This window comes from Streptomyces sp. YKOK-I1, from assembly GCF_054660435.1.
The window spans coordinates 1,623,735-1,644,154 of sequence record NZ_BAAGDR010000001.1 but is presented as its reverse complement, the minus strand read 5'-3'; the positions used below and the strand labels follow the sequence as shown (position 1 = coordinate 1,644,154).

The window sequence follows — 20,420 nt, the reverse complement described above, 5'->3', positions numbered from 1 at the left end:
GGACCGTCATGCGCACACCCGCACCCACCGCACCGCCGCCGATGCAGGAGTCGCTGCTCGACGTCGGCGGCCGGCAGATCTTCGTCGCGGAGACCGGCGACGGCCCGCCCGTCCTGCTGCTGCACGGCGGCGGCCCCGGCGCCTCCGGCGTCTCCAACTACACCCGCAACATCGCCGAGTTGGCCAAGGACCACCGGGTCGTCGTGCCCGATCTGCCCGGCTACGGCCGCAGCAGCAAGGGCGTGGACGGGACGGACCCCTTCGGTGACCTCGCCGCCGGCATCCGCGGACTGCTCGACCAACTCGGCCTGGAAAAGGCCCACTTGGTGGGCAACTCCTACGGCGGGGCCGGTGCGCTGCGGCTCGCCCTGGACACCCCCGACCGTGTCGACCGCATGGTCCTGATGGGCCCCGGCGGCATCGGCACCACCCGTGCCCTGCCCACCCCCGGCCTCACCAGTCTGCTCGACTACTACTCCGGGGACGGCCCTTCGCGGCCGAAACTGGAGCGGTTCATCCGCAACCATCTCGTCTTCAACGCCGCGGACGTCCCCGACTCGGTGATCGACGCCCGGTACGAGGCGAGCATCGACCCGGAGGTGATCGCGGCCCCGCCGCTGCGCCGTCCGTCCGGGCCGCACGCGCTGCGCACGCTGTGGAGGATGGACCTCACCCGCGACGACCGGCTGTCCCGGCTGCCCGTGCCCACCCTGGTGCTGTGGGGCGCCGCGGACAAGGTCAACCGCCCCTCGGGCGGCCGGATGCTGGCCCGCCGTATGCCCAACTGCGACCTGTACGAGGTCGCCAACACCGGCCACTGGGTGCAGTTCGAGCGCGCCGAGCTCTTCAACCGGCTCTGCGCCGACTTCCTGGCGGGCCGGCGATGACCCCGCACGACACCGCCTCCGTCTTCGGCGCGGTCCGCCTCGGTCACCTCGTCGTCGAGACCGAGCGCTTCACCGACTGGCGCCGCTTCGGCACCGACGCCATCGGCATGCACCACGACGACCTCGACGCCGGTCTGCTCCGCTTCCGCCTCGACGACCACGCGTGCCGCTTCCTGCTGCGGCGCGGACCCGCCGAGGACGTCGTCGCCATCGGCTGGCACGTCGACGACCACACCACCTTCGAGCGGATCGAGGCCCGCGTCCGGGCCCAGGGCCTCCCCGTCGCCGAGGGCAGCGCGGAGGAGGCGCGGCTGCGCGGCGTCGAACGCCTGTTGCGTCTTCCCGGCCCCAAGGGCATCACCCAGGAGATCTGCACCACCCCGGCCCGGTCGCCCGAACCTCTGAGGATGCTCGCCTCCGGCTGGGTCACCGGCGACGCGGGCATGGGCCATGTCGCGCTCACCTCGGCCAGGCCCGCCCTGACGCGCGGCTACTTCCACACCGTCTTCGACGCCCGGCTCACCGACTCCATCGACGAGACGATCAGCGGCGTCAAGCTCAGGATCCGCTTCCTGCGCGTCAACGAACGCCATCACTCGATCGCGATCGCCGCCGTCCGGGGCCTGCCGATCGACCCCGTCCGCACCCGCGTCCAGCACCTCAACATCCAGGCCGCCTCCCTCGACGACCTGGCCCGCAGCTACGAGCGCGTCCACGAACTCGGCTTCGACATGGCCCTGTCCGTCGGCCGGCACACCAACGACAGGGAACTCTCCTACTACGCCCGCACCCCCTCGGGCTTCGAGTGGGAGGTCGGCTGGAACCCCCTCGTCGTCGACGAGCGCACCTGGGAGCCCTCCACCCACCAGGGCATCAGCGTCTGGGGCCACACCCCGGTGGGCCGGACGATCGTCGACACCCTCGACCAGTTCCGGATCGCCGCCCGCTCGCTCGTCCGCCCGGCGCGCTTCTGAGAGGCCGACCCGGTTGATCAAGGGGTGACCCTTCAGCCACGGCACGCGATCACCCCTGAGCCCGACGAGCCGGAAGCGCGCTCCCACGGCTGGGACCCGTGTACGAGGGGACGTCGCGCAGCCACATGGCTCACCCGTACTACGACCTCGCCCTGACCAGCCCCGCGTCGTACGCCGTGATCACCGCCTGGATGCGGTCGCGGGCGCCGATCTTGGCGAGGACGCGGCCGACGTGCTTCTTCACGGTGGACTCGGTGAGGACGAGCCGTTCGGCGATCTCGGTGTTGGTCCAGCCCTGCCCGATGGCGACGAGGACCTCGCGCTCGCGCTCGGTGAGCGTCCGCAGCCGGGGATCCTCCGCCACGGGGGCTCCGCCGGGCGCGAGGACCTGATGGGCGTACGCGTCCAGCAGCCGCCGGGTCAGGCGCGGGGCGACGACGGCGTCCCCGGTGGCCACCGCGTGGATGCCCGCGACGAGCTCCTCGGGGCGCGCGTCCTTGAGGAGGAAGCCGCTGGCACCGGCCCGCAGGCCGTCGTACGCGTACTCGTCGAGGTCGAAGGTGGTGACGATCAGGACACGGGTGCGGCCGCCGCCCGCGACGATCCGACGGGTGGCCTCCAGGCCGTCCATGCCCGGCATCCGGACGTCCATCAGGACGACGTCGGGGCGCAGCTGCGCGGCCAGCCGGACGGCCTCGGCGCCGTGCGCCGCCTCACCGACCGGCTCCAGGCCCGGGGTGCCCTCGATCAGCATGCGGAAGCCCATGCGCTGCAAGGGCTGGTCGTCGGCGATCAGCACGGTGGTCATGACAGATGGTCTCCCTGAGCCGAAGGAGCCGAAGGAGCCGAAGGAGCCGAAGGAGCCGGCGCGGGGGGAGCGTTCAGGACCACGTCCACCAGCCAGCCGTGCCCCGCCTCGCGCGGCCCGGCGACGACGGTACCCCCGTACATGGCGGCCCGCTGCCGGATGCCCACCAGCCCGTGCCCGGGTCCGTCGTCGTCCCCGTCCGGCCAGGTACGCGGCGGCGCCCCGGACGGTACGCCGGTGTCGGCCACCCTGATCCGCACCTCCCCGGCGTCCACGGTGACGCCGACCTCGGCCGAGGACCCCGCTCCCGCGTGCTTGAGCGTGTTGGTCAGCGCCTCCTGGACCACCCGGTACACGGTGAGCTGGACCCCGCCGCCCAGCGAACCGGGATCGCCCACCGTCCGGTACGTCACCCCCACACCCGCCGCACGGACCCGGCCCAGCAGCGCGTCCAGGTCCCCGACGCCGGGCTGCGGCCCGAGCATCCGCACCTCGTCCCGCTGCTCCTCGCGCAGCACGCCCAGCACCCGGCGCAGTTCGCTCATCGCCTGGCGGCCGGTGTCCCCGAGGATGCGCAGCGCCTCCTGCGAGCGCTCGCCCCGGTTGCCCGCGAGGACCGCGGCGCCGTCGGCCACACTCACCATGACGGAGAGGTTGTGGCCGACGATGTCGTGCATCTCGCGCGCCACCCGGGACCGCTCGGCGGCCGCCGTGAGCCGCAGCCGCTGCTCCTGCTCGATCTCCAGCCGCCGGGCCCGGTCCTCCAGCGCCTCCAGGTACATCCGCCGGATCCGCAGGGTCAGCCCGACCGCGACGGCTGCGGTCGCCGTGCCCAGCAGGAAGAACGCGCCGAACACCGGGTGCTCCATGGGCACCAGGACGAAGACCGCCACCAGCAGCTCCGCCACCGTCACCGCGACGGCCCAGCCCAGCATCCGCAGGGACCCCCGGCGGGCCAGGGTGTACAGGGCGATCAGCGCGGCCATCCCGGTCGGCAGCCAGACGCCCAGCGCCCACTGGACCACCGACACCGCCGCGATCACGAAGAACGTGACGGCCGGGGCCCGGCGCCGCCACCACAGCGGTACGACGAGGGCGGCGACGAGCAGGTACAGGACACCGTTCGCCACCTGGTCGCGTGCGTCGGTCTCGCCGAACGGCGAGGTGCGCCCGCCCTGGAGCAGGTCCGGCAGGGTGATCGCCACGACGAACAGCACGACCGCGGTGTCCAGCAGCCACGGATGCCGCCGGTCCAGCCGTTGTCTGCGGCTCTGGTCGCGCAGCAGCCGCCCCAGCAGCGGATGCGCCCAGGCGTCGTCCAGCCCGGGGGACGAGGGGAGGGCCGTCCCCCGGGCGGTGTCGGCGGCGGCTGCCGCGCGCGGCGCGCTCATGCACACCATTGTCCCCGTCCCCGTCCCGGCCCCGTCCCCGGCCCAGGCAGGATCAGCACCGGGCCCCGCCCGTTCTACGGGTCAGGGCAGTCCTCGTCGGTGCCCTCCGTGTGTGTGCCGTCGGCGGCGGTGACGGTCACCGTCACCGTCTTGCCGTCCCGCAGGGAGACGCGCAGAGCCCGGCCCGCCGTACAGATGAGCTGCCGCTCGGCCAGGGCGGACCTCTCCATTTTCACGTCCGGCGGCAGGAAGACCGACAACCGGTGGTCCTCCCTCTCGGCCCGTACGGGCCTCTCGGCGGCCTCGGACGCGGAGGGGACCGCCGAGGCGGCCCGCCGGGCCGCGTCGATGAGGTCGTCCACGGTCTGCGAGGCGTCCTCGGTCGGGAGGAGGGACTCCGGCCCCGACGCCCGGGCCACCCGTGTGGTCACCCCCTGGGACCGCTCCACCACGTCCGGGCCCTCCAGCATCTGCTCGATGGCCACCGCGGCGTCCCCGGCCTCGGGGACCGCACGGCGTACGGCGAACAGCGCGCCGTCCTGGACGAAGTAGAGCGGGGTCGTCGCGGTGATCCCGCTCGCCGGACCGCCCGCCTCGACCACACCCGACGAGGGGATGCCGCACGAGCAGAGCGCGAGCGCCGCGCCGACGGTCAGCAGCGCCGCACGGCAGGCCGGTCTCGTCACAGGTTCTCCCACGCCGACTCGTCCCGCCGCAGCGGGAGTTCGACCGTGAAGACGGCACCGCCGCCCGGACGGTTGGCCGCGCGGACGGTACCGCCGTGCATCCGTACGTTCTCCTCGGTGATCGCCAGGCCCAGCCCGCTGCCCTCGGTGCGGGTGCGCGCGCTGTCGGACTTGTAGAAGCGGTCGAAGACGTACGGCAGCACGTCCTCGGGGATGCCCGGCCCGCTGTCGGCCACCTCGAGGACCGCGTGCCGCAGCGTGACGTGCGGCCCGCCCTCGGACAGCGTGAGGCGCACCGGCCGGCCGCCGTGCCGCAGGGCGTTGCCGACCAGGTTGGCCACCACCACGTCCAGCCGGCGCGGATCGACCCGGCCGCGCAGCTGGTCGGGCCCCGGCAGCCGGGCCTCGACCGCGTCCGACCAGCCCCGGGAGGAGATCGTGCGCCGTACGGACTCGGCGAGGTCGACCTCGTCCAGGTGCAGTTCCGCCGCCCCCGCGTCGAAGCGGGAGATCTCCATCAGGTCCTCCACCAGCCGGGCCAGCTTCACGGTCTCCTCGCTGATCAGCCGTACCGCGGTCGCCGTGTCCGGATCGAGGTGCGCGGCCTCCTCGTCCAGCACGTCGGTGACCGCCGACATCGCGGCCAGCGGGGTGCGCAGCTCGTGCGAGACGTCGGAGGCGAAACGGCGGGCCCGCGCCTCCATGCCGCGCAGCTCGGCGACGGACTGTTCCAGCGCCGCCGCGGTCTCGTTGAAGGTGTGGGACAGATCGGCGAGTTCGTCGGAGCCGTTGACGTCCAGCCGGGTGTCGAGCCGGCCCTCGGCGATGCTGCGGGTCGCCCGGCGCAGCGCCCGGACCGGACGCAGCACCCCGCGCGCCGCGAACAGGGCGAGCAGCACGGCGACGCCGAGCGCCGACGCGGTCGCCCGTTCGATGGCCGTGACCAGCGCGTCGACGGACCGCTGTTCGTCGGTCTGGGGCACGGTCAGGAAGACCCGGATCCCGGTGGGTATGCGGCCGCCCTCGGCGGAGGCGAAGACGACCGACATGCCGACGACGAGGGAGGTCCGTCCGTCCTTGCGCACCCGCTGGAACACGGTCGCCGAACTGGCGTCGACGGCCTCGCGCACGGCGGGCGTCACCTCGTCGAAGCCGTAGCCGGGCATCGAGGTCACGCTCATCCCGTCGTAGGTGACGAGGACGCGCCAGGTGCCGGACGGTTCGGCGAGCGCCACGTCGGCCGCGAACCGCCGGAGCACCTCCTCGGTCGGCGGGTAGCCGACGCCCGTGGAGAGCCGGCTGACCTGGGTACGCAGTGTCCGGATGACGGTGTCCTGGCTCTGCTGGAGCACCCCGTTGCGCGCCTCGCGGAAGGTCAGCGCACCGGTCGTGGTGGTGGCCAGGGCGGCGACCAGCCCGAACGCCACCACCAGCCGTACCCGCAGCCCCCGCAGCACCACCCGGGACGGAGCGCGCGCCCCCTTCACCTTCACCGGGGTGCTCACCCCGTGCGGAGGCGGGGGCGGTTGCTCCTCGGGGGCGGGCGCGCTCCCGGTCCCTCTGCCGCGGGTCCTCGCCCGCACCGCGCGACTCACCGCGACGCGAACCGGTAGCCGAAACCGCGGACCGTCTGGATGTACCGCGGTTCGCGCGGCGGGTCGCCCATCTTGGCGCGCAGCCGTTTGACGCAGGCGTCCACCAGCCGCGCGTCGCCGTGGTAGCTGTGCTCCCAGACCGCCTCCAGCAGCTGCTGCCGGCTGAACACCTGCCCCGGCGAGGCGGACAGCGTCAGCAGCAGCCGCAGCTCGGACGGGGCGAGCTGGACCGGGGCGCCCCGCACGGTGACGGACAGCCCGGCCCGGTCGACGGCCAGCTCCCCGTACGTGTCGATCTTCGGCAGTCCGCCGTCGCCCGGGGCCCCTCCGCCCGCCCGGCGCAGCACGGCACGGATCCGCGCGTCCAGCACCCGCGCCTGCACCGGCTTGACGACGTAGTCGTCCGCGCCCGCCTCCAGACCGACAACGATGTCCACGTCATCCCCCCGCGCGGTCGCCATGATGATCGGCAGGGTCTGGTCGACGGAGCGGACGGCACGGCACACGTCCAGGCCGCTCATGCCGGGCAGCATCAGATCGAGGACGACGACATCGGGCCGGAAGGACCGCAGCCGTTCCATGCCCTCCTCCCCGGTCGGGACGGCGGCGACCTCATGGTTCTGGCGGCGCAGCCCCAGCGCGACCCCTTCCCGGACGGCGGGGTCGTCTTCGATCAGCAGAACACGTGGCATGGGCTCAGTATCGGGACCGCCGGCCCTGGGACGGGCCTCTGTTACCGGATGATCACATAGACCGGATGATCACCCGTTACGGTTCCGTTATTGTCTGACCCTGAGTCGATCACATCAACTTCACAGTCTGGCTGACCATGAGCGAGCACAAAGCACAGTCCTCCACCACCGGCCGCCGCCGGAGTGGCCCCGCGCACGCCTCGGGGCGGCGCCGCGGGAAGGGCCTGCTGTGGACAGGGCTCGCCGCGACCACCGCCCTCGGGGTCGCCGGCTTCGCCGCCGTGGGCTGGGCGCTGCCGGCCGGCAAGGACGTGCTGTCGAGGGCGGGAGGCGCCGAGAGCGCCGAGCCCGGCGCCTCGCGGTCGAGCGCCGCCGGGTCCGGCGCCTCCGGGGCGGGCTCCGTCGGGTCGGGCGTCGGCGGGTCCGGCTCCGTCGGGTCGGGTGCCGGTGGGGCGGGTGCCTCCGAACCGGGGGTCTCCGGCTCGGCCGGGCCGGCCCCCGGCCGTACCACCCCGAGCCCCGGCGCGTCCTCCTCCGGCTCGTCCGGTGCGACGACGGAGAGCTCCTCGCCGAGCCCCTCCGGGACCACCGTCCCCCTCCCGAGCACCGGCCCGGGCACCTTCGTCACCGCCTCCGGCGGCGGCGATCCGGTCGGCAAGGGGAAGAAGCCCCTGCGCTACCGGGTCGAGGTCGAGACGGGCCTGCGGCTCTCCACCGCGGACGTGGCGCGGCAGGTGGACGCCGTCCTGGCCGACCCGCGCGGCTGGACCGCCGACGGCGCCCTCGCCTTCCAGCGGGTCTCCGGCAAGACCGCCGACTTCGTCGTCAAGGTGGCCACCCCCGGCACCGTCGACAAGGTCTGCCTGGAGGGCGGGCTGGACACCCACGGCGACTTCAACTGCAACGTCTTCGACAAGGTCATGGTCAACCTGGAGCGCTGGGAACTGGCCACCCCCGTCTACGCCCAGGACATCCCCTCCTACCGGGCGCTGATCATCAACCACGAGGTCGGCCACTACCTCGGCCACGGCCACGTCGGCTGCCCCGGCGCCGGGAAGTCGGCCCCCGCGATGATGCAGCAGATCAAGGGCATGGACGGCTGCGTCCCCAACGTCTGGCCCTACGACGACGACGGCAGGGAGATCACCGGCCCCGCCGTTCCCTGACCCCCGCCGAGTACGAAGACCAGGAACTCGCACACACCCGCCGGGGGGCGACCGCGCCCGCGGACGCTCCGTTCGCGCTCTCCCCGGCCTTCTTCCCGCCGGAGCCGCTGGAGCAGCCGGCCGCGAACTGGGCTCCCGCGAGGGCGGTCGCGGTCAGAGCGGCGGCCGGGGTGATGTCAACGTCGGCGGCCTAGGCGTCCGGGGCCGGATCGTCGCCCCGGCCCTGTACCGTCCGTGCCGCTCGCCGCAGTTCGGCGAGGACGGTGCGGACGGCTCTGCGGGCCGCGCGTTCGGGGCGGTGCAGTACGTCGATGTGGCGGGCGGCGCGGATACCGCTGAGCGGGCGCAGGACCACGGCCGGGTGGGGGCGGGAGGTCCAGCGCGGCATCAGGGCGACGCCGCCGCCCGCGGCCACCACCTCCGCGACCACCGCGATCTCGTTGATGCGATGGACGATCTCCACCCTGCGGCCGGCGGCGGCCGAGACGGCCTCGACGGTGGCCATCAGGGGAAAGCCGTCGTGCACGGTGATCCAGGGCTGATCGGCGACCTCCTGGGGCGTCAGCGCGGGCTTCGCGGCCAGCGGATGGTCGGCGGGCAGGGCGATGTCCAGGGGCTCCCGCAGCAGCGGCGTGGCCGTCGCGGTGCGCGGCCAGGGCGGCGCGTGGTCGAGCCGGTGGGCGAGGACGAGGTCGTAGTCGCGGGTCAGCGGCGGGAAGTCGTCCTGCGCCACGTCCGCGTCGTGCAGGGAGACGCGCGGCGATCCGGGTGTGCCGAGGCCCCGCAGCAGGAGCGGGAAGAACGCGGCGGCCCCGCTGTGGAAGGCCGCCACCGACACCGCGCCGTCGGGCCGTTCCACGAACTCGTCCACGGCGTGGCGCGCCCGGGCCAGCGCCGTCTCCACCCCGATCGCCGCGTCGGCCAGCGCCTGACCGGCGGCGGTGAGGACCAGCCGACGGCCGTCGCGCTCGGTGAGCGGCACCGGGATCGACCGCTGAAGCAGCCGCAGCTGCTGCGAGATCGCCGAGGGCGTCACCCGCAGCGCCTCGGCGGCCGCGGTGACGCTGCCCAGCTCGCCCAGTTCCCGCAGCACCCGCAGCTGCCTCTCGTCCATGCCGTGAGTGTAGCTTCGCTTAAGCGTTGTTTGAGCAAGTCGTCGTTTACTTCAACATACAGGTCCGCGAGGGTGGATCCCATGCCAGCCACCCGCCGCACGGACGTGGTGCTGCTGGCCGTCGCCGTCGTCTGGGGTTCCAGCTATCTGTCGGCGAAGACGGCCACGGCCACCACCCCGGTCCTCCTCGTCCTCTTCCTGCGCTACGCCCTCTCCGCCGCCGCCTGTGTCGCCGTGGTCACCGCCCTGCGCGCGAGGTCCGGCCCGCTCACCCGGGACGAGGCGGTGCGCGGCTGTCTGCTCGGGGTCACCCAGGCCGCCGTCCTCGTCCTGGAGACGTACGGCGTCGCCCACACCAGTGCCGCCAACGCGGGCCTGATCATCAGCCTCACCCTGGTCCTCACGCCGGTGCTGGACCGTGCCGGGCGCCCCGGCGGACCGCCGCCGGCGTTCTTCCTCGCCGCCGGTGTCTGTGTCGCGGGCGTGGGCCTGCTCGTGTCGGGCACCGGTCTGCGCGCTCCCGGCGCCGGTGATCTGCTGATGCTCGCGGCGGCGGTGGTCCGGGCGGGCCATGTGGTGCTCGTCGGACGGCTCACCACGGGCCGGGCGATACGACCGCTGCACCTGACGACCGTGCAGGTCGTCGTCGGCACGGTCCTGTTCCTGCCCTGCGCGGCGACCGGGCTGCCGGAGCTGGCCCGCATCGACGCCGCCACCTGGGCCCAGCTCGCCTATCTGGCCCTGTTCTGCGGGCTGTTCGCCTTCCTGGCGCAGACCTGGGCGGTGCAGCGCACCTCGGCGACCCGCGCGAGTCTGCTGCTGGGCACCGAACCGGTCTGGGCCCTGCTGGTCGGCATCGGCTTCGGCGGCGAACACCTCACCGCGCTCTCCGCCCTCGGAGCCACGCTGATCGTCACCGGCACCTACTGGGGCCAGACCGTCGAACGCCGCACCCGCGGGCTCCACCCGACCAAGCCGGCTCACCCCACCGGGCCGGCTCACGGCCCCGGGCTGGACCACGGCCCCGGGCCGGACCACCGCCCAGAGCCGGACCGCCGCCCAGAGCCGACGCCGTCCCCATGAGCCGCGGACCGTCTCCCCGCAGCCTCCGGCCGTCTCCCTGAGCCGGTATCGCTTGCCTGAACCGTCTCCGTCCCCTCAGTCGCGGACCGTTTCCCTGAGTGGGGGGGCATCCTCCTGAGCCGGGGACATCCCCCTGAGCCGGGGCTTCTCCCTGAGGTCGGATCGGTTGGCTAGTCGAGTGTGCGTAGTGTCGTCAGGCGTTCCGTCAGGTAGGTCCGGCACCAGGTGAGGTGGTCGCTGTCCTCGTAGCCGCGCGGACCGCACTCCACCACCACCAGCAGTCCCAGGTAGAGGCCGTAGAGCGCCAGGCGGTGCCGGAGGGCGGGGGTGAAGTCGAGCCGGCCCCCGGCCTCCCGGTATCCGGCGACGAGGTCGCTGTCCGGCCCCACGTCCCCGCCGAGCTCCAGGGAGACCAGCTCGGCCGCGGGGTCGCCCCAGAAGGCACGCTCGTGGTCGATGAGACCGGTGATCCTGGGGGCGGAGCCGACGGAGCCCTCGGCCCCCGCCGCATCGGAGACGCTGACGAAGATGTTCCCCGGCCACAGGTCGAAGTGGACCAGACACGGCCGGGTGACCTCGTCCAGGGCGGTCCCGCCGGCCGCCACCAAGGCCCTGATCTCCGCGTGCGACGCGCCGAGGTCGGAGCCCCAGTGCTCCGCGTCCGCCAGCAGCGCCTCCACCATGGCGGTGAACGCCGTCCGCCAGTCGGGGGCGGACAGCCCGGACTCGGGGGCCGGGTAGCCGAACCGTCCGTCCTCGGCGACCAGCGTGTGCAACCGGGCGGTGATCCCGCCGAGCTCGCGCCGCAGCGCGCCCTCGGCCGCGGCGGGCAGCCGGTCGGCCACCTTGTCCCACGGGCTGCCGTCCAGCACGGACACCGCGAGGAAGTCCTCGCCCGCGTACAGCAGATCGGGGGTGGGCACCCCGCCACCCGCCGGGGACGCGAGCCGCCGGTACATCGCCGCCTCGGTCGCCATGATGCCCCGCTCGTAGCGCAGGACGGGCGTGCCGGCGGGCGGCGCGAGCTTCACCACCGCCGTACGGCCGTCGTCGAACCGCACCCGGTAGGCGGTGTTGAACCAGCCGTCGGTCAGCTCCGTCTCCAGCCGGCACCCGACACCCGTCGCCTCGCGCATCAGGACGTCCAACTCCTCGGCGGACAACCGGCGTTTGGTCAGGCTCTGCATGCGTCGGCTCGCTTCCGGTCGTCGGCACGGGGTGCTGGGAGCGCTCACATTCTGCGCGGTGCGCCGATCGGCGGTCCAGTGCTCAGCCGACCGCGGCGCCGAACCACGCCGACAGCCTCCCGGCCAGCTCCCCCTGGTCCTCGCCGACCCACACCACATGCCCGTCCGGCCGCAGCAGCACCGCGGGCACGTCCAGCTCCTCGCTGACGTCGACGACATGGTCGACCCGGTCCGCCCAGCCCGTCACCGACAGCCGCCCGGTCCGGTCGAGCAGCAGCCCGCGCCCGCCGTGCAGGAGCGGGTACAGACGCCCCCGCTCCTTCAGCGCCACGTCCCGCAGCCGCCGGCCGAGCAGCTCGTGGCCCTCGCCGACGTCGTAGCGGACCTCGACCGCGGTGATCATCCCGGTCACGTACCGGTTCACCTCCTCGATGTCCATCAGCCTCGAGAACAGCTCCCGCAGTGCGGTCGGACCCGGTTCCGCCCCCAGCAGCGTGATCGCCGCCCGGGTGTTGTCCAGTACCCGGGCGCCCACCGGGTGGCGCTCGGTGTGATAGCTGTCCAGCAGCCCGTCGGGGGCCCAGCCGGCGATCTCGGCGGCCAGCTTCCAGCCCAGGTTGAACGCGTCCTGGACGCCCAGGTTGAGCCCCTGCCCGCCGGTCGGCGGGTGGATGTGCGCCGCGTCGCCGGCCAGCAGCACCCGCCCGACCCGGTAGCGCTCGGCCTGCCGGGTGGCGTCGCCGAACCGGGACAGCCAGCGCGGCGAGTGAGCCCCGAAGTCGGTGCCCGCGAAGGCCCGGAGCTGCCGCCTGAACTCCTCCAGCGTCGGCGGCGTCGTCCGGTCCTCGCTCACCCCGTCGGCGGGCACGATGACCCGGTACGCCCCCTCGGCGACGGGCGCCGCGCCGAAGCGCAGCTGGGTCCTGCGGACCTCCTCCACCACGGCGGCGATCCTCGCCGGGTCCTCGGCCAGCTCCATCTCACCCAGGAGCGTCTCCACGGTGGCGGGCTCACCGGGGAAGGCGACCCCGAGCTGCCCGCGCACCAGACTGCGGCCGCCGTCGCAGCCGACGAGGTAGCGGGAGCGCAGCCGCGTCCCGTCCGCCAGCTCGGCGGTGACCCCCTCGTCGTCCTGGCTCACCCCGACCACGTCACAGCCGCGCCGGATCTCGGCGCCCACCTCCACGGCCCACTCGTTCAGCAGCCGCTCGGTGACCGGCTGAGGGGTGGCCAGGCCGTACGCGTGCGCCGTGTCCAGCCGGTCCGGCCACGGCTTCACGATGCCGCCGAACAGGCCCCCGACCGAGAACTTCTCGCTGACCGCGAGGAACCGCTCCAGCAGCCCGCGCTGGTCCATGATCTCGACGCTGCGCGCGTGCAGGCCCTGTCCCCGGGACTGCGGGGTCGGCTCGGTCAGCCGCTCCAGCACGACCACCCCCACGCCGTGCAGCCGCAACTCGGCGGCCAACATCAGACCGGTCGGCCCGCCGCCCACCACGATCACATCGATCATCGAAACGCCCATACGCCGCGCATCCCCCAGGCCGAGAGTCAAATTCCGGGCACCATCCCGTGGTGTTCGTGCACCATCCTCTGATGGACGACACCCCGAGCCGTTTCCCCGACACCCTGCCCGCCCTGCGCGCCCGTACCCGCGCCGCCGGTTTCACCATGTCCTGCGAGGACCGCACCGGAAGCCTCCTGGCCGTCCTCGCGGCCGCCCGTCCCGAGGGACGCGTCCTCGAACTCGGCACCGGGACGGGGGAGGGGACCGCCTGGCTCCTCAGCGGGATGGGCCCCGCCGCCCGCCTGGTCACCGTGGAGCTCGAACCCGCCCACCAGGCCGTCGCCCGCGAGGAGCTGTCCGCCGACACACGGGTGACCTTCGTGGAGGGGGACGGCGGGGCGTGGCTGGACGCCTACGACGGCGCGCCCTTCGACCTGGTCTTCGCGGACACCTGGCCGGGCAAGTTCAACCGTCTCGACCGGGCGCTGGACCTGGTCGCGCCGGGTGGGACCTATCTGATCGACGACCTCGACCCGCAGCCCGGCTGGCCCGAGGGCCACCAGGCGTCCGTGGAACGGCTGCTGGCCGAGCTGGAGGCGCGCGAGGACTTCCGCTGCGTCCGGCTGGCCTGGGCCAGCGGGCTGCTGATGGCGGTGCGCTCGTCCGCGGACCGGGGTCAGTCCCCGACCGGGGACTGAACCGGCCCCCCGAACGCCCCGAGGATCCGCTCGGCGGCCAGAGTCGCCGTCAACTCGCCGTCCCTGACCCGCTGTTCGAGGGCCGGCGCCAGGGCTCGTACCGCGGGATCGGCGTGCAGCCGGCCCAGGAGTTCGTCGCGGACCATGCTCCAGGTCCAGCCGACCTGCTGGTCCCGGCGCTTGGCGGTGAGCCGGCCGGTGGAGTCCAGCAGCGCGCGATGCTGTTCGAGACGCTCCCGGACGGTGTCCAGGCCGGTCGACTCCCGGGCGCTGCAACTGAGCACCGGCGGGGTCCAGACCGGGTCGGGGCCGTGCATCAGCCGCAGGGCGCCGGTGAGTTCGCGCGCCGCGGCCTTCGCGTCACGTTCGTGCGGGCCGTCCGCCTTGTTCACGGCGATCACGTCCGCCAGCTCCAGGACGCCCTTCTTGATGCCCTGGAGCTGGTCGCCGGTACGGGCGAGGGTGAGCAGCAGGAAGGAGTCGACCATGTCGGCCACCGCGGTCTCGGACTGCCCGACGCCGACCGTCTCCACCAGGATCACGTCGTAGCCGGCCGCCTCCATCACCACCATCGACTCCCGGGTCGCCTTGGCGACCCCGCCGAGGGTGCCCGCGCTGGGGGAGGGCCGTACGAAGGCCGCCGGGTCGACCGCGAGGCGCTCCATCCGGGTCTTGTCGCCCAGGATGGAGCCGCCCGTACGCGTCGAGGACGGGTCGACGGCCAGCACCGCCACCCGGTGGCCCAGCGAGGTCAGCAGCGTGCCGAAGGCGTCGATGAACGTCGACTTGCCGACCCCCGGCACCCCGCTGATCCCGATCCGCCGCGCCCGGCCGCTGTGCGGCAGCAGCGCGGTCAGCAACTCCTGGGCCAGCGCCCGGTGCTGGGGCCGGGTGGACTCGACGAGGGTGATGGCGCGGGCGATCAGCGCCCGCTTCCCGTCGAGCACCCCCTTCACATACGCGTCGACATCGATCACAGCTCGTGCCCGAGGTCGGCACCCAGCCTCGCCACCAGGTCGTGCGCCGCGTCCGGGATGACCGTGCCCGGCGGGAAGACGGCCGCCGCGCCCATCTCGAGGAGCGTCGGGACGTCCTGCGGCGGGATGACCCCGCCCACCACGATCACGATGTCCTCGCGCCCCTCCTCGGCGAGCGCCTCGCGCAGCGCCGGGACGAGGGTGAGGTGTCCGGCGGCCAGGGAGGACACCCCGACGATGTGCACGTCCGCCTCGACCGCCTGGCGGGCCACCTCGGCCGGGGTCTGGAACAGCGGGCCGACGTCCACGTCGAAGCCGAGGTCGGCGAACGCGGTGGCGATCACCTTCTGGCCGCGGTCGTGGCCGTCCTGGCCCATCTTGGCGACCAGGATGCGCGGACGGCGGCCCTCGGCCTCCGCGAACGCGTCCACCAGGGCGCGGGTGCGCTCCACGGACGGGGAGTCTCCTGCTTCGGTGCGGTACACGCCGGAGATCGTACGGATCTGGCTCGCGTGCCGCCCGTACACCTTCTCCAGGGCGTCCGAGATCTCGCCGACGGTCGCCTTGGCGCGGGCCGCGTCCACCGCCAGCTCCAGCAGGTTGCCCTCACCGCCGGCGGCGCGCGTCAGCGCGTCCAGCGCGGCCTGGCAGGCCCGCTCGTCCCGCTCCGCGCGCAGCCGCCGCAGCTTCTCGATCTGCTGGGCGCGCACCGAGGAGTTGTCGACCTTGAGGACCTCGATCGCCTCGTCGCTGGCCACGCGGTACTTGTTGACGCCGATGACGGGCTGGCGCCCGGAGTCGATCCGGGCCTGGGTGCGGGCCGCGGCCTCCTCGATGCGCAGCTTGGGGATGCCGGCGTCGATCGCCCTGGCCATGCCGCCCGCCGCCTCCACCTCCTGGATGTGCTGCCAGGCCCGGCGGGCGAGGTCGTACGTCAGCTTCTCCACGTACGCGCTGCCGCCCCAGGGGTCGATCACCCGGGTGGTGCCGGACTCCTGCTGGATCAGCAGCTGGGTGTTGCGGGCGATGCGCGCGGAGAAGTCGGTGGGCAGCGCGAGGGCCTCGTCGAGGGCGTTGGTGTGCAGCGACTGGGTGTGGCCCTGGGTCGCCGCCATCGCCTCGACACAGGTCCGCGTGACGTTGTTGAAGACGTCCTGCGCGGTCAGCGACCAGCCGGAGGTCTGCGAATGGGTGCGCAGCGACAGCGACTTGGTGTTCTTCGGGTCGAACTGCTTCACCAGCTTCGCCCACAGCAGGCGCGCCGCCCGCAGCTTGGCGACCTCCATGAAGAAGTTCATGCCGATCGCCCAGAAGAACGACAGCCGGGGCGCGAACGCGTCCACGTCCAGGCCCGCCTCCCGGCCCGCCCGGATGTACTCCACACCGTCCGCGAGCGTGTACGCCAGCTCCAGGTCCGCCGTCGCACCGGCCTCCTGGATGTGGTAGCCGGAGATGGAGATGGAGTTGTAGCGGGGCATCCGCTGCGAGGTGTACGCGAAGATGTCGGAGATGATCCGCATCGACGGCTTCGGCGGATAGATGTAGGTGTTGCGGACCATGAACTCCTTGAGGATGTCGTTCTGGATGGTCCCGGCCAGCTTCTCGGGCGGTACGCCCTGCTCCTCCGCCGCCACGATGTACAGCGCCAGCACCGGCAGCACGGCGCCGTTCATCGTCATCGACACCGTCATCCTGTCGAGGGGGATCCCGTCGAACAGCTGCCGCATGTCGAGAATCGAGTCGATCGCCACGCCCGCCATGCCGACGTCACCGGTCACCCGCGGGTGGTCGCTGTCGTAGCCGCGGTGCGTGGGCAGGTCGAAGGCGACCGACAGGCCCTTCTGGCCGGCCGCGAGGTTGCGGCGGTAGAAGGCGTTGGACTCCTCGGCCGTGGAGAAGCCCGCGTACTGACGGATCGTCCAGGGCTGGTTGACGTACATCGTCGGGTAGGGGCCGCGCAGATACGGGGCGATGCCCGGGTGGGTGCCCAGGAAGTCCAGGCCCTCCAGATCCTGCCCCGTGTACAGCGGCTTGACCGCGATGCCCTCCGGCGTCTCCCAGAGCAGATCGTCCCCGCCGGCCGCCTTCTTCACGGCCGTACGCCACTCGTCGGCACCGCCGTCGGCGACCGGGGTCCCCAGCTCGATCCCGGAGAAGTCGGGGACGGAGGGGCCAGAAGGGGCGGTCATCAGGACACTCCCATGCGGTCGAGGGTGGCGGACAGAACGGCGACCGCGTCACAGCCCGCGAAGACGTACGCGTCGACATCCGGGTACTGCCCGGGACGCCCGGCGAGGAACACCTGCGCGGCACCTGCGGCCTTCAGCCGCGCCGCCTCCGCGCCGGCCCGCTCCTCGTACAGCGCGTCGCTGGAGCACAGACAGGCCTCGCCGGCTCCGCTCTCCTCGAACGTGCCCTCGGTGACCGGCTCGATGCCGCCCGCCTGGAAGAGGTTGGCGGCGAAGGTCAGCCGCGCGGTGTGCGCGGCGGCCGGGCCGAGCGCCGCCAGGAACACCCGCGGCCGGGATCCGGTCGCGGCGAGGTGGGCGTCCGAACGGGCCCGCAGCTCCTCGAACGCCTCGTCGCGGCGCACCCGCGGCAGACCGCCGGAGCGGGGCGCGGGCGCGCTCTCCCGGACGACCGGCTTCTCGGCGAGGAACGGGAACTCGCTGACCCCCGTGACGGGTTCGCGGCGCTTGGCGAGCCGCTTGGAGCGCTCCGCCCAGGTCGTCGCCAGGTCGGTGCGCAGACGGCCCGAGCGCAGCACGGCCGCCTGGCCGCCGTCGCGCTCGATCGTGCGGAAGAACTCCCAGCCCGCGCGGGCGAGTTCGTCCGTGAGCCGCTCCACGTACCAGGAGCCGCCCGCCGGGTCGATGACCCGGGCGAGATGGGACTCCTCGATGAGGATCGTCGAGGTGTTGCGGGCGATCCGGCGGGCGAACGCGTCCGGCAGCCCGGCCGCGTCGTCGAACGGCAGCACGGTGACCGCATCGGCCCCGCCCGCCCCGGCGGCCAGCGTGGCCACCGTCGCGCGCAGCATGTTCACCCACGGATCACGCCGCGACATCATCACCGGCGAGGTCACCGCGTGCTGCACCTGCGCACCCGCGGCGGGCGCCCCGCACACCTCGGCCACCCGGGCCCACAGCCGGCGCGCGGCGCGCAGCTTGGCGATCGTCAGGAACTGGTCGGCGGTGGCCGCGTAACGGAACTCCAGCTGAGCACAGGCCTGTTCGACGCTCAGCCCGGCCTCGGTCAGCGCCCGCAGATACGCGACACCCGTCGCCAGCGACGCACCCAGCTCCTGGGCGGCCGAGCCGCCCGCCTCGTGGTACGGCAGCGCGTCCACCGTCAGCGCCCGCAGCCCCGGGTACTCCGCGGCGCACAGCCGCGCCAGCGCGGCGGCCGGCGCGAAGTCCGCGGTCTGCCCGGTACGGGCCTCGTGCCCGAGCGGGTCCGCGCCCAGAGAGCCGCGCACCGCGTCCTTGGCGACGCCCCGGTCCGCGTACAGCCGCAGCAGCTCCCGCGCGGCGGGCTCGGCATCGGCACCCGCGTCCAGGACGACCGGCGCCAGGTCGAGATAGACCCCGTCGAGGACCGTGGCGAGCGACGACACCGGGATGCCCGCCTCGCCGACGACCAGCCACAGGGAGGTGACGCCGTTCTCCAGGTCCGTGAGCACCGCACCGTTGTCGGCCATCTGGTGCCGCTGCCGTACGTCCCACCCCCCGAGCGTGTTCCCTTCCGGCCGACCGGACCGGACGAAGGGGGCGAATCCGGGGAAACCCGGCTCGGGCGCGATGTCGTGCGCGGTGTACAGAGGACGGGTGCGCAGCCCGTCCTCGAGCGCGGTGGACAGGGCTTCCTCGGCCTGAGCTCCCTCGACGTCCTTGCCCGACTTGCGCAGCACGCCCGCGACGAGGCGCTGCCACTGCTCGTGGGTGGAGTCAGGGAACTCGGCGGCCAGCTCAAGCCCGTCGTCAGGCAGGACCGTCATGCTCGGATGGTAGGCCAGAGGCGCAAAGGGGCAGCAGAGGGCACGGCTGTGACGTTTCCCTCCCCCAGAATGTGATGCCGTTCACCGGCCGCCGCCCGCGGAGCCGTTGGGCCGTTCGGCCGCGTCCCGCAGGCCCGCTCCGGTCCCGGCTGGGACGTTGGCCGGGTGAGCGACAGCCAGCAGGCCATGCTGACCGGTGCGCGCGGCCCCGGCTCCCCGAGGACGGGCCGCGCCCCGTGGCGGTCCGGGCCGGACGTCGGGCCGCTCGCCGTGGCCGGCGCGTTCACCCTGGCCCAACTCCTGTTCGTACGGCCGGGAATGGGGCTCGGCTGGGACGAGTCGGTCTATGTCAGCCAGGTCTCCTCGCACGCCCCGGCCGCGTTCTTCAGCGCCCCGCGCGCCCGCGGCGTCCCGCTGCTGGTGGCGCCGGTCGCGCTCTGGTCGTCGTCCGTCGTGCCGCTGAGGGTCTATCTGGCCGTCCTGTCCGGGCTGGGGCTCCTCCTCGCCCTGCGCGCCTGGCGCGGGGTCTTCCCGCCCCGGGTGCTCACGGTCGCGGGCGCCCTGTTCGCCTCCCTGTGGGTGACGCTGTTCTACGGACCGCAGGCCATGCCCAACTACTGGGTCGCCGTCGGCGCCCTGGCCGCCACGGGCTGCTTCCTGCGCCCCCGGTCCCGGCCCGCCCTGTGGGGTCTGGCCCTCAGTGCCGCGCTCATGGCCTGGATGCGCCCCACGGACGCGGTCTGGGCGACCCTGCCGCTGCTCGTCCTCCTGGTGGGGGTACGGCGGTGGCGGCGCCCGGCGCCGCTGTCGGCACTGGTCGGCGGGCTCGCCCTCGGAGCCGCCGAGTGGGTGATCGAGGCCTGGCTCTCCTACGGCGGACCGGTGCGGCGCCTGTCCGACGCGTCCCGCATCCAGGGCGGCCTCGGCTGGAACCCCGCCGTCGTGGACCAGGCGCGCGCCCTGTCGGGCCGTACGCTGTGCCGCCCGTGCACCGGAGACCTGCCCCCCGTCGTGCTCACCCTGTGGTGGTGGGCGCTGCCGCTGCTCGCCGTCGGCGCGGCCGTCGTCGCCGTGCGGGCCCGGCGCCCGGCGCTCACCCTGGTACCGCTGGCCTGCGCCGCCTCGGCGGCCTTTCCCTACCTCTTCCTGATCGGCTACGCCGCGCCCCGGTTCCTGCTGCCCGCCTACGCTCTGCTCGCGGTGCCGGTCGCCGATCTGCTGGTGCACGCCGTCCGGGTGCCGGGGCGGACCCGGCGGCGGCTGACGGCGGCTCTGGTGACGCTCGCCCTGGCCGTGCATCTGACCGTGCAGTTCGTGGTGCTGGACCACACCGTGCGGCGCACCACCGCCGCCCACCGCGAGTGGGCCCGCACCGCGGCCGCGCTGCACCGTCTGGGCGTCCGTCCGCCCTGCCTGCTCACCGGACACGACTACGTCCCGCTCGCCTACTACGCGGGCTGCGCGTCCGCCGCCACCCGCGGCCACGACGCCAACACCACCGCGGCGGCCATCGGCCGGGCCGCCCGGAGCCGGCCCGTCGCGACCCTCGTACCACCGGGCGCGACGCCACCGGCCTACGCCCGCTCCTGGACCCCCGCCCGCGCAGGCGCCCTGCTGGCGTACCTCGCGCCGGGCCTGCGCTAGTAGGCCGGCCTGTG

Annotated in this window: 17 protein-coding genes; 6 read left to right on the top strand and 11 right to left on the bottom strand. The window is 73.8% G+C overall.

The genetic code is table 11. The features are described from left to right. The first annotated feature begins 8 nt into the window (after positions 1 to 8). Complete coding sequence (locus tag ACYQ8Q_RS06695; RefSeq protein WP_460062757.1) at positions 9 to 887, top strand: alpha/beta fold hydrolase; 879 nt, start codon at positions 9 to 11, stop codon at positions 885 to 887. Beyond that, entirely contained in the window at positions 884 to 1,861 is a 978-nt protein-coding gene (locus tag ACYQ8Q_RS06690; RefSeq protein WP_460062755.1) for a VOC family protein, read from the top strand. Before ACYQ8Q_RS06695 ends, ACYQ8Q_RS06690 begins: the two co-directional genes overlap by 4 nt. 139 nt (positions 1,862 to 2,000) lie before the next feature. Here ACYQ8Q_RS06690 and ACYQ8Q_RS06685 read toward each other — a convergent pair whose 3' ends face one another. The 5 genes from ACYQ8Q_RS06685 to ACYQ8Q_RS06665 form a co-directional block, all read right to left on the bottom strand. Continuing rightward, a complete protein-coding gene (locus tag ACYQ8Q_RS06685) occupies positions 2,001 to 2,669 on the bottom strand; it encodes a response regulator (protein ID WP_460062753.1) in 669 nt (222 codons plus the stop codon). Continuing rightward, positions 2,666 to 4,060: a histidine kinase gene (locus ACYQ8Q_RS06680; RefSeq protein ID WP_460062752.1), complete on the bottom strand. Its 1,395-nt coding sequence runs from the start codon at positions 4,058 to 4,060 to the stop codon at positions 2,666 to 2,668. The genes ACYQ8Q_RS06685 and ACYQ8Q_RS06680 overlap by 4 nt, the downstream gene beginning before the upstream one ends. Positions 4,061 to 4,134: 74 nt before the next feature. Continuing rightward, positions 4,135 to 4,746, bottom strand: a complete 612-nt coding sequence (locus ACYQ8Q_RS06675; RefSeq protein ID WP_460062751.1) for a hypothetical protein — start codon at positions 4,744 to 4,746, stop codon at positions 4,135 to 4,137. After that, the gene (locus tag ACYQ8Q_RS06670) at positions 4,743 to 6,437 is read right to left on the bottom strand and encodes an ATP-binding protein (protein ID WP_460073201.1); all 1,695 of its coding nucleotides are present in this window, start codon (positions 6,435 to 6,437) and stop codon (positions 4,743 to 4,745) included. Before ACYQ8Q_RS06670 ends, ACYQ8Q_RS06675 begins: the two co-directional genes overlap by 4 nt. Beyond that, positions 6,338 to 7,033, bottom strand: coding sequence for a response regulator (locus ACYQ8Q_RS06665; protein ID WP_460062750.1), 696 nt, complete (start codon positions 7,031 to 7,033; stop codon positions 6,338 to 6,340). Before ACYQ8Q_RS06665 ends, ACYQ8Q_RS06670 begins: the two co-directional genes overlap by 100 nt. Positions 7,034 to 7,170: 137 nt before the next feature. On the opposite strand from ACYQ8Q_RS06665, the gene ACYQ8Q_RS06660 reads away from it, so the two are divergent. Continuing rightward, positions 7,171 to 8,199, top strand: a complete 1,029-nt coding sequence (locus ACYQ8Q_RS06660) for a DUF3152 domain-containing protein (protein WP_460062749.1) — start codon at positions 7,171 to 7,173, stop codon at positions 8,197 to 8,199. Between the two features lie 190 nt (positions 8,200 to 8,389). On the opposite strand, the gene ACYQ8Q_RS06655 is transcribed toward ACYQ8Q_RS06660, so the two are convergent. Continuing rightward, positions 8,390 to 9,313: a LysR family transcriptional regulator gene (locus ACYQ8Q_RS06655; RefSeq protein WP_460062748.1), complete on the bottom strand. Its 924-nt coding sequence runs from the start codon at positions 9,311 to 9,313 to the stop codon at positions 8,390 to 8,392. Positions 9,314 to 9,394: 81 nt separating this feature from the next. Here ACYQ8Q_RS06655 and ACYQ8Q_RS06650 point away from each other — a divergent pair, with 81 nt between their 5' ends. Further along, positions 9,395 to 10,396 carry a DMT family transporter gene (locus ACYQ8Q_RS06650; RefSeq protein ID WP_460062746.1) on the top strand — a complete coding sequence of 334 codons (1,002 nt, stop codon included), beginning with the start codon at positions 9,395 to 9,397 and terminating at the stop codon, positions 10,394 to 10,396. A gap of 170 nt (positions 10,397 to 10,566) precedes the next feature. On the opposite strand, the gene ACYQ8Q_RS06645 is transcribed toward ACYQ8Q_RS06650, so the two are convergent. Both ACYQ8Q_RS06645 and rox read right to left on the bottom strand, forming a co-directional pair. Then, complete coding sequence (locus ACYQ8Q_RS06645) at positions 10,567 to 11,583, bottom strand: phosphotransferase family protein (protein ID WP_460062745.1); 1,017 nt, start codon at positions 11,581 to 11,583, stop codon at positions 10,567 to 10,569. A gap of 82 nt (positions 11,584 to 11,665) precedes the next feature. Next, positions 11,666 to 13,096: a rifampin monooxygenase gene (gene rox / locus ACYQ8Q_RS06640; protein WP_460073200.1), complete on the bottom strand. Its 1,431-nt coding sequence runs from the start codon at positions 13,094 to 13,096 to the stop codon at positions 11,666 to 11,668. 83 nt (positions 13,097 to 13,179) lie between these two features. Between rox and ACYQ8Q_RS06635 the strand changes: the two genes are divergently transcribed. Then, the gene (locus ACYQ8Q_RS06635; protein WP_460062743.1) at positions 13,180 to 13,788 is read left to right on the top strand and encodes an O-methyltransferase; all 609 of its coding nucleotides are present in this window, start codon (positions 13,180 to 13,182) and stop codon (positions 13,786 to 13,788) included. On the opposite strand, the gene meaB is transcribed toward ACYQ8Q_RS06635, so the two are convergent. From meaB to ACYQ8Q_RS06620, 3 genes are read right to left on the bottom strand one after another with little or no spacing between them, the layout of a single operon-like run. Next, complete coding sequence (gene meaB, locus ACYQ8Q_RS06630; RefSeq protein WP_460062742.1) at positions 13,767 to 14,765, bottom strand: methylmalonyl Co-A mutase-associated GTPase MeaB; 999 nt, start codon at positions 14,763 to 14,765, stop codon at positions 13,767 to 13,769. The genes ACYQ8Q_RS06635 and meaB overlap by 22 nt on opposite strands. Further along, positions 14,762 to 16,954 carry a methylmalonyl-CoA mutase gene (gene scpA, locus ACYQ8Q_RS06625; RefSeq protein ID WP_460062741.1) on the bottom strand — a complete coding sequence of 731 codons (2,193 nt, stop codon included), beginning with the start codon at positions 16,952 to 16,954 and terminating at the stop codon, positions 14,762 to 14,764. The genes meaB and scpA overlap by 4 nt, the downstream gene beginning before the upstream one ends. Then, on the bottom strand, positions 16,954 to 18,762 hold the full coding sequence (locus ACYQ8Q_RS06620; protein WP_460062740.1) for a methylmalonyl-CoA mutase family protein: 1,809 nt from the start codon (positions 18,760 to 18,762) through the stop codon (positions 16,954 to 16,956). Before ACYQ8Q_RS06620 ends, scpA begins: the two co-directional genes overlap by 1 nt. Positions 18,763 to 18,927: 165 nt before the next feature. Here ACYQ8Q_RS06620 and ACYQ8Q_RS06615 point away from each other — a divergent pair, with 165 nt between their 5' ends. Continuing rightward, the gene (locus ACYQ8Q_RS06615; RefSeq protein WP_460062739.1) at positions 18,928 to 20,406 is read left to right on the top strand and encodes a hypothetical protein; all 1,479 of its coding nucleotides are present in this window, start codon (positions 18,928 to 18,930) and stop codon (positions 20,404 to 20,406) included. Positions 20,407 to 20,420: the final 14 nt, after the last annotated feature.

Coding starts and splice junctions, on each gene's coding strand:
- ACYQ8Q_RS06645 (WP_460062745.1), bottom strand. CDS start 11,583: ATGCAGAGCCTGACCAAACGCCGGTTGTCCGCCGAGGAGTTGGACGTC.
- ACYQ8Q_RS06650 (WP_460062746.1), top strand. CDS start 9,395: ATGCCAGCCACCCGCCGCACGGACGTGGTGCTGCTGGCCGTCGCCGTC.
- ACYQ8Q_RS06680 (WP_460062752.1), bottom strand. CDS start 4,060: ATGAGCGCGCCGCGCGCGGCAGCCGCCGCCGACACCGCCCGGGGGACG.
- ACYQ8Q_RS06635 (WP_460062743.1), top strand. CDS start 13,180: ATGGACGACACCCCGAGCCGTTTCCCCGACACCCTGCCCGCCCTGCGC.
- ACYQ8Q_RS06655 (WP_460062748.1), bottom strand. CDS start 9,313: ATGGACGAGAGGCAGCTGCGGGTGCTGCGGGAACTGGGCGAGCTGGGC.
- ACYQ8Q_RS06690 (WP_460062755.1), top strand. CDS start 884: ATGACCCCGCACGACACCGCCTCCGTCTTCGGCGCGGTCCGCCTCGGT.
- scpA (WP_460062741.1), bottom strand. CDS start 16,954: ATGACCGCCCCTTCTGGCCCCTCCGTCCCCGACTTCTCCGGGATCGAG.
- ACYQ8Q_RS06620 (WP_460062740.1), bottom strand. CDS start 18,762: ATGACGGTCCTGCCTGACGACGGGCTTGAGCTGGCCGCCGAGTTCCCT.
- ACYQ8Q_RS06660 (WP_460062749.1), top strand. CDS start 7,171: ATGAGCGAGCACAAAGCACAGTCCTCCACCACCGGCCGCCGCCGGAGT.
- ACYQ8Q_RS06685 (WP_460062753.1), bottom strand. CDS start 2,669: ATGACCACCGTGCTGATCGCCGACGACCAGCCCTTGCAGCGCATGGGC.
- ACYQ8Q_RS06665 (WP_460062750.1), bottom strand. CDS start 7,033: ATGCCACGTGTTCTGCTGATCGAAGACGACCCCGCCGTCCGGGAAGGG.
- ACYQ8Q_RS06695 (WP_460062757.1), top strand. CDS start 9: ATGCGCACACCCGCACCCACCGCACCGCCGCCGATGCAGGAGTCGCTG.
- rox (WP_460073200.1), bottom strand. CDS start 13,096: ATGATCGATGTGATCGTGGTGGGCGGCGGGCCGACCGGTCTGATGTTG.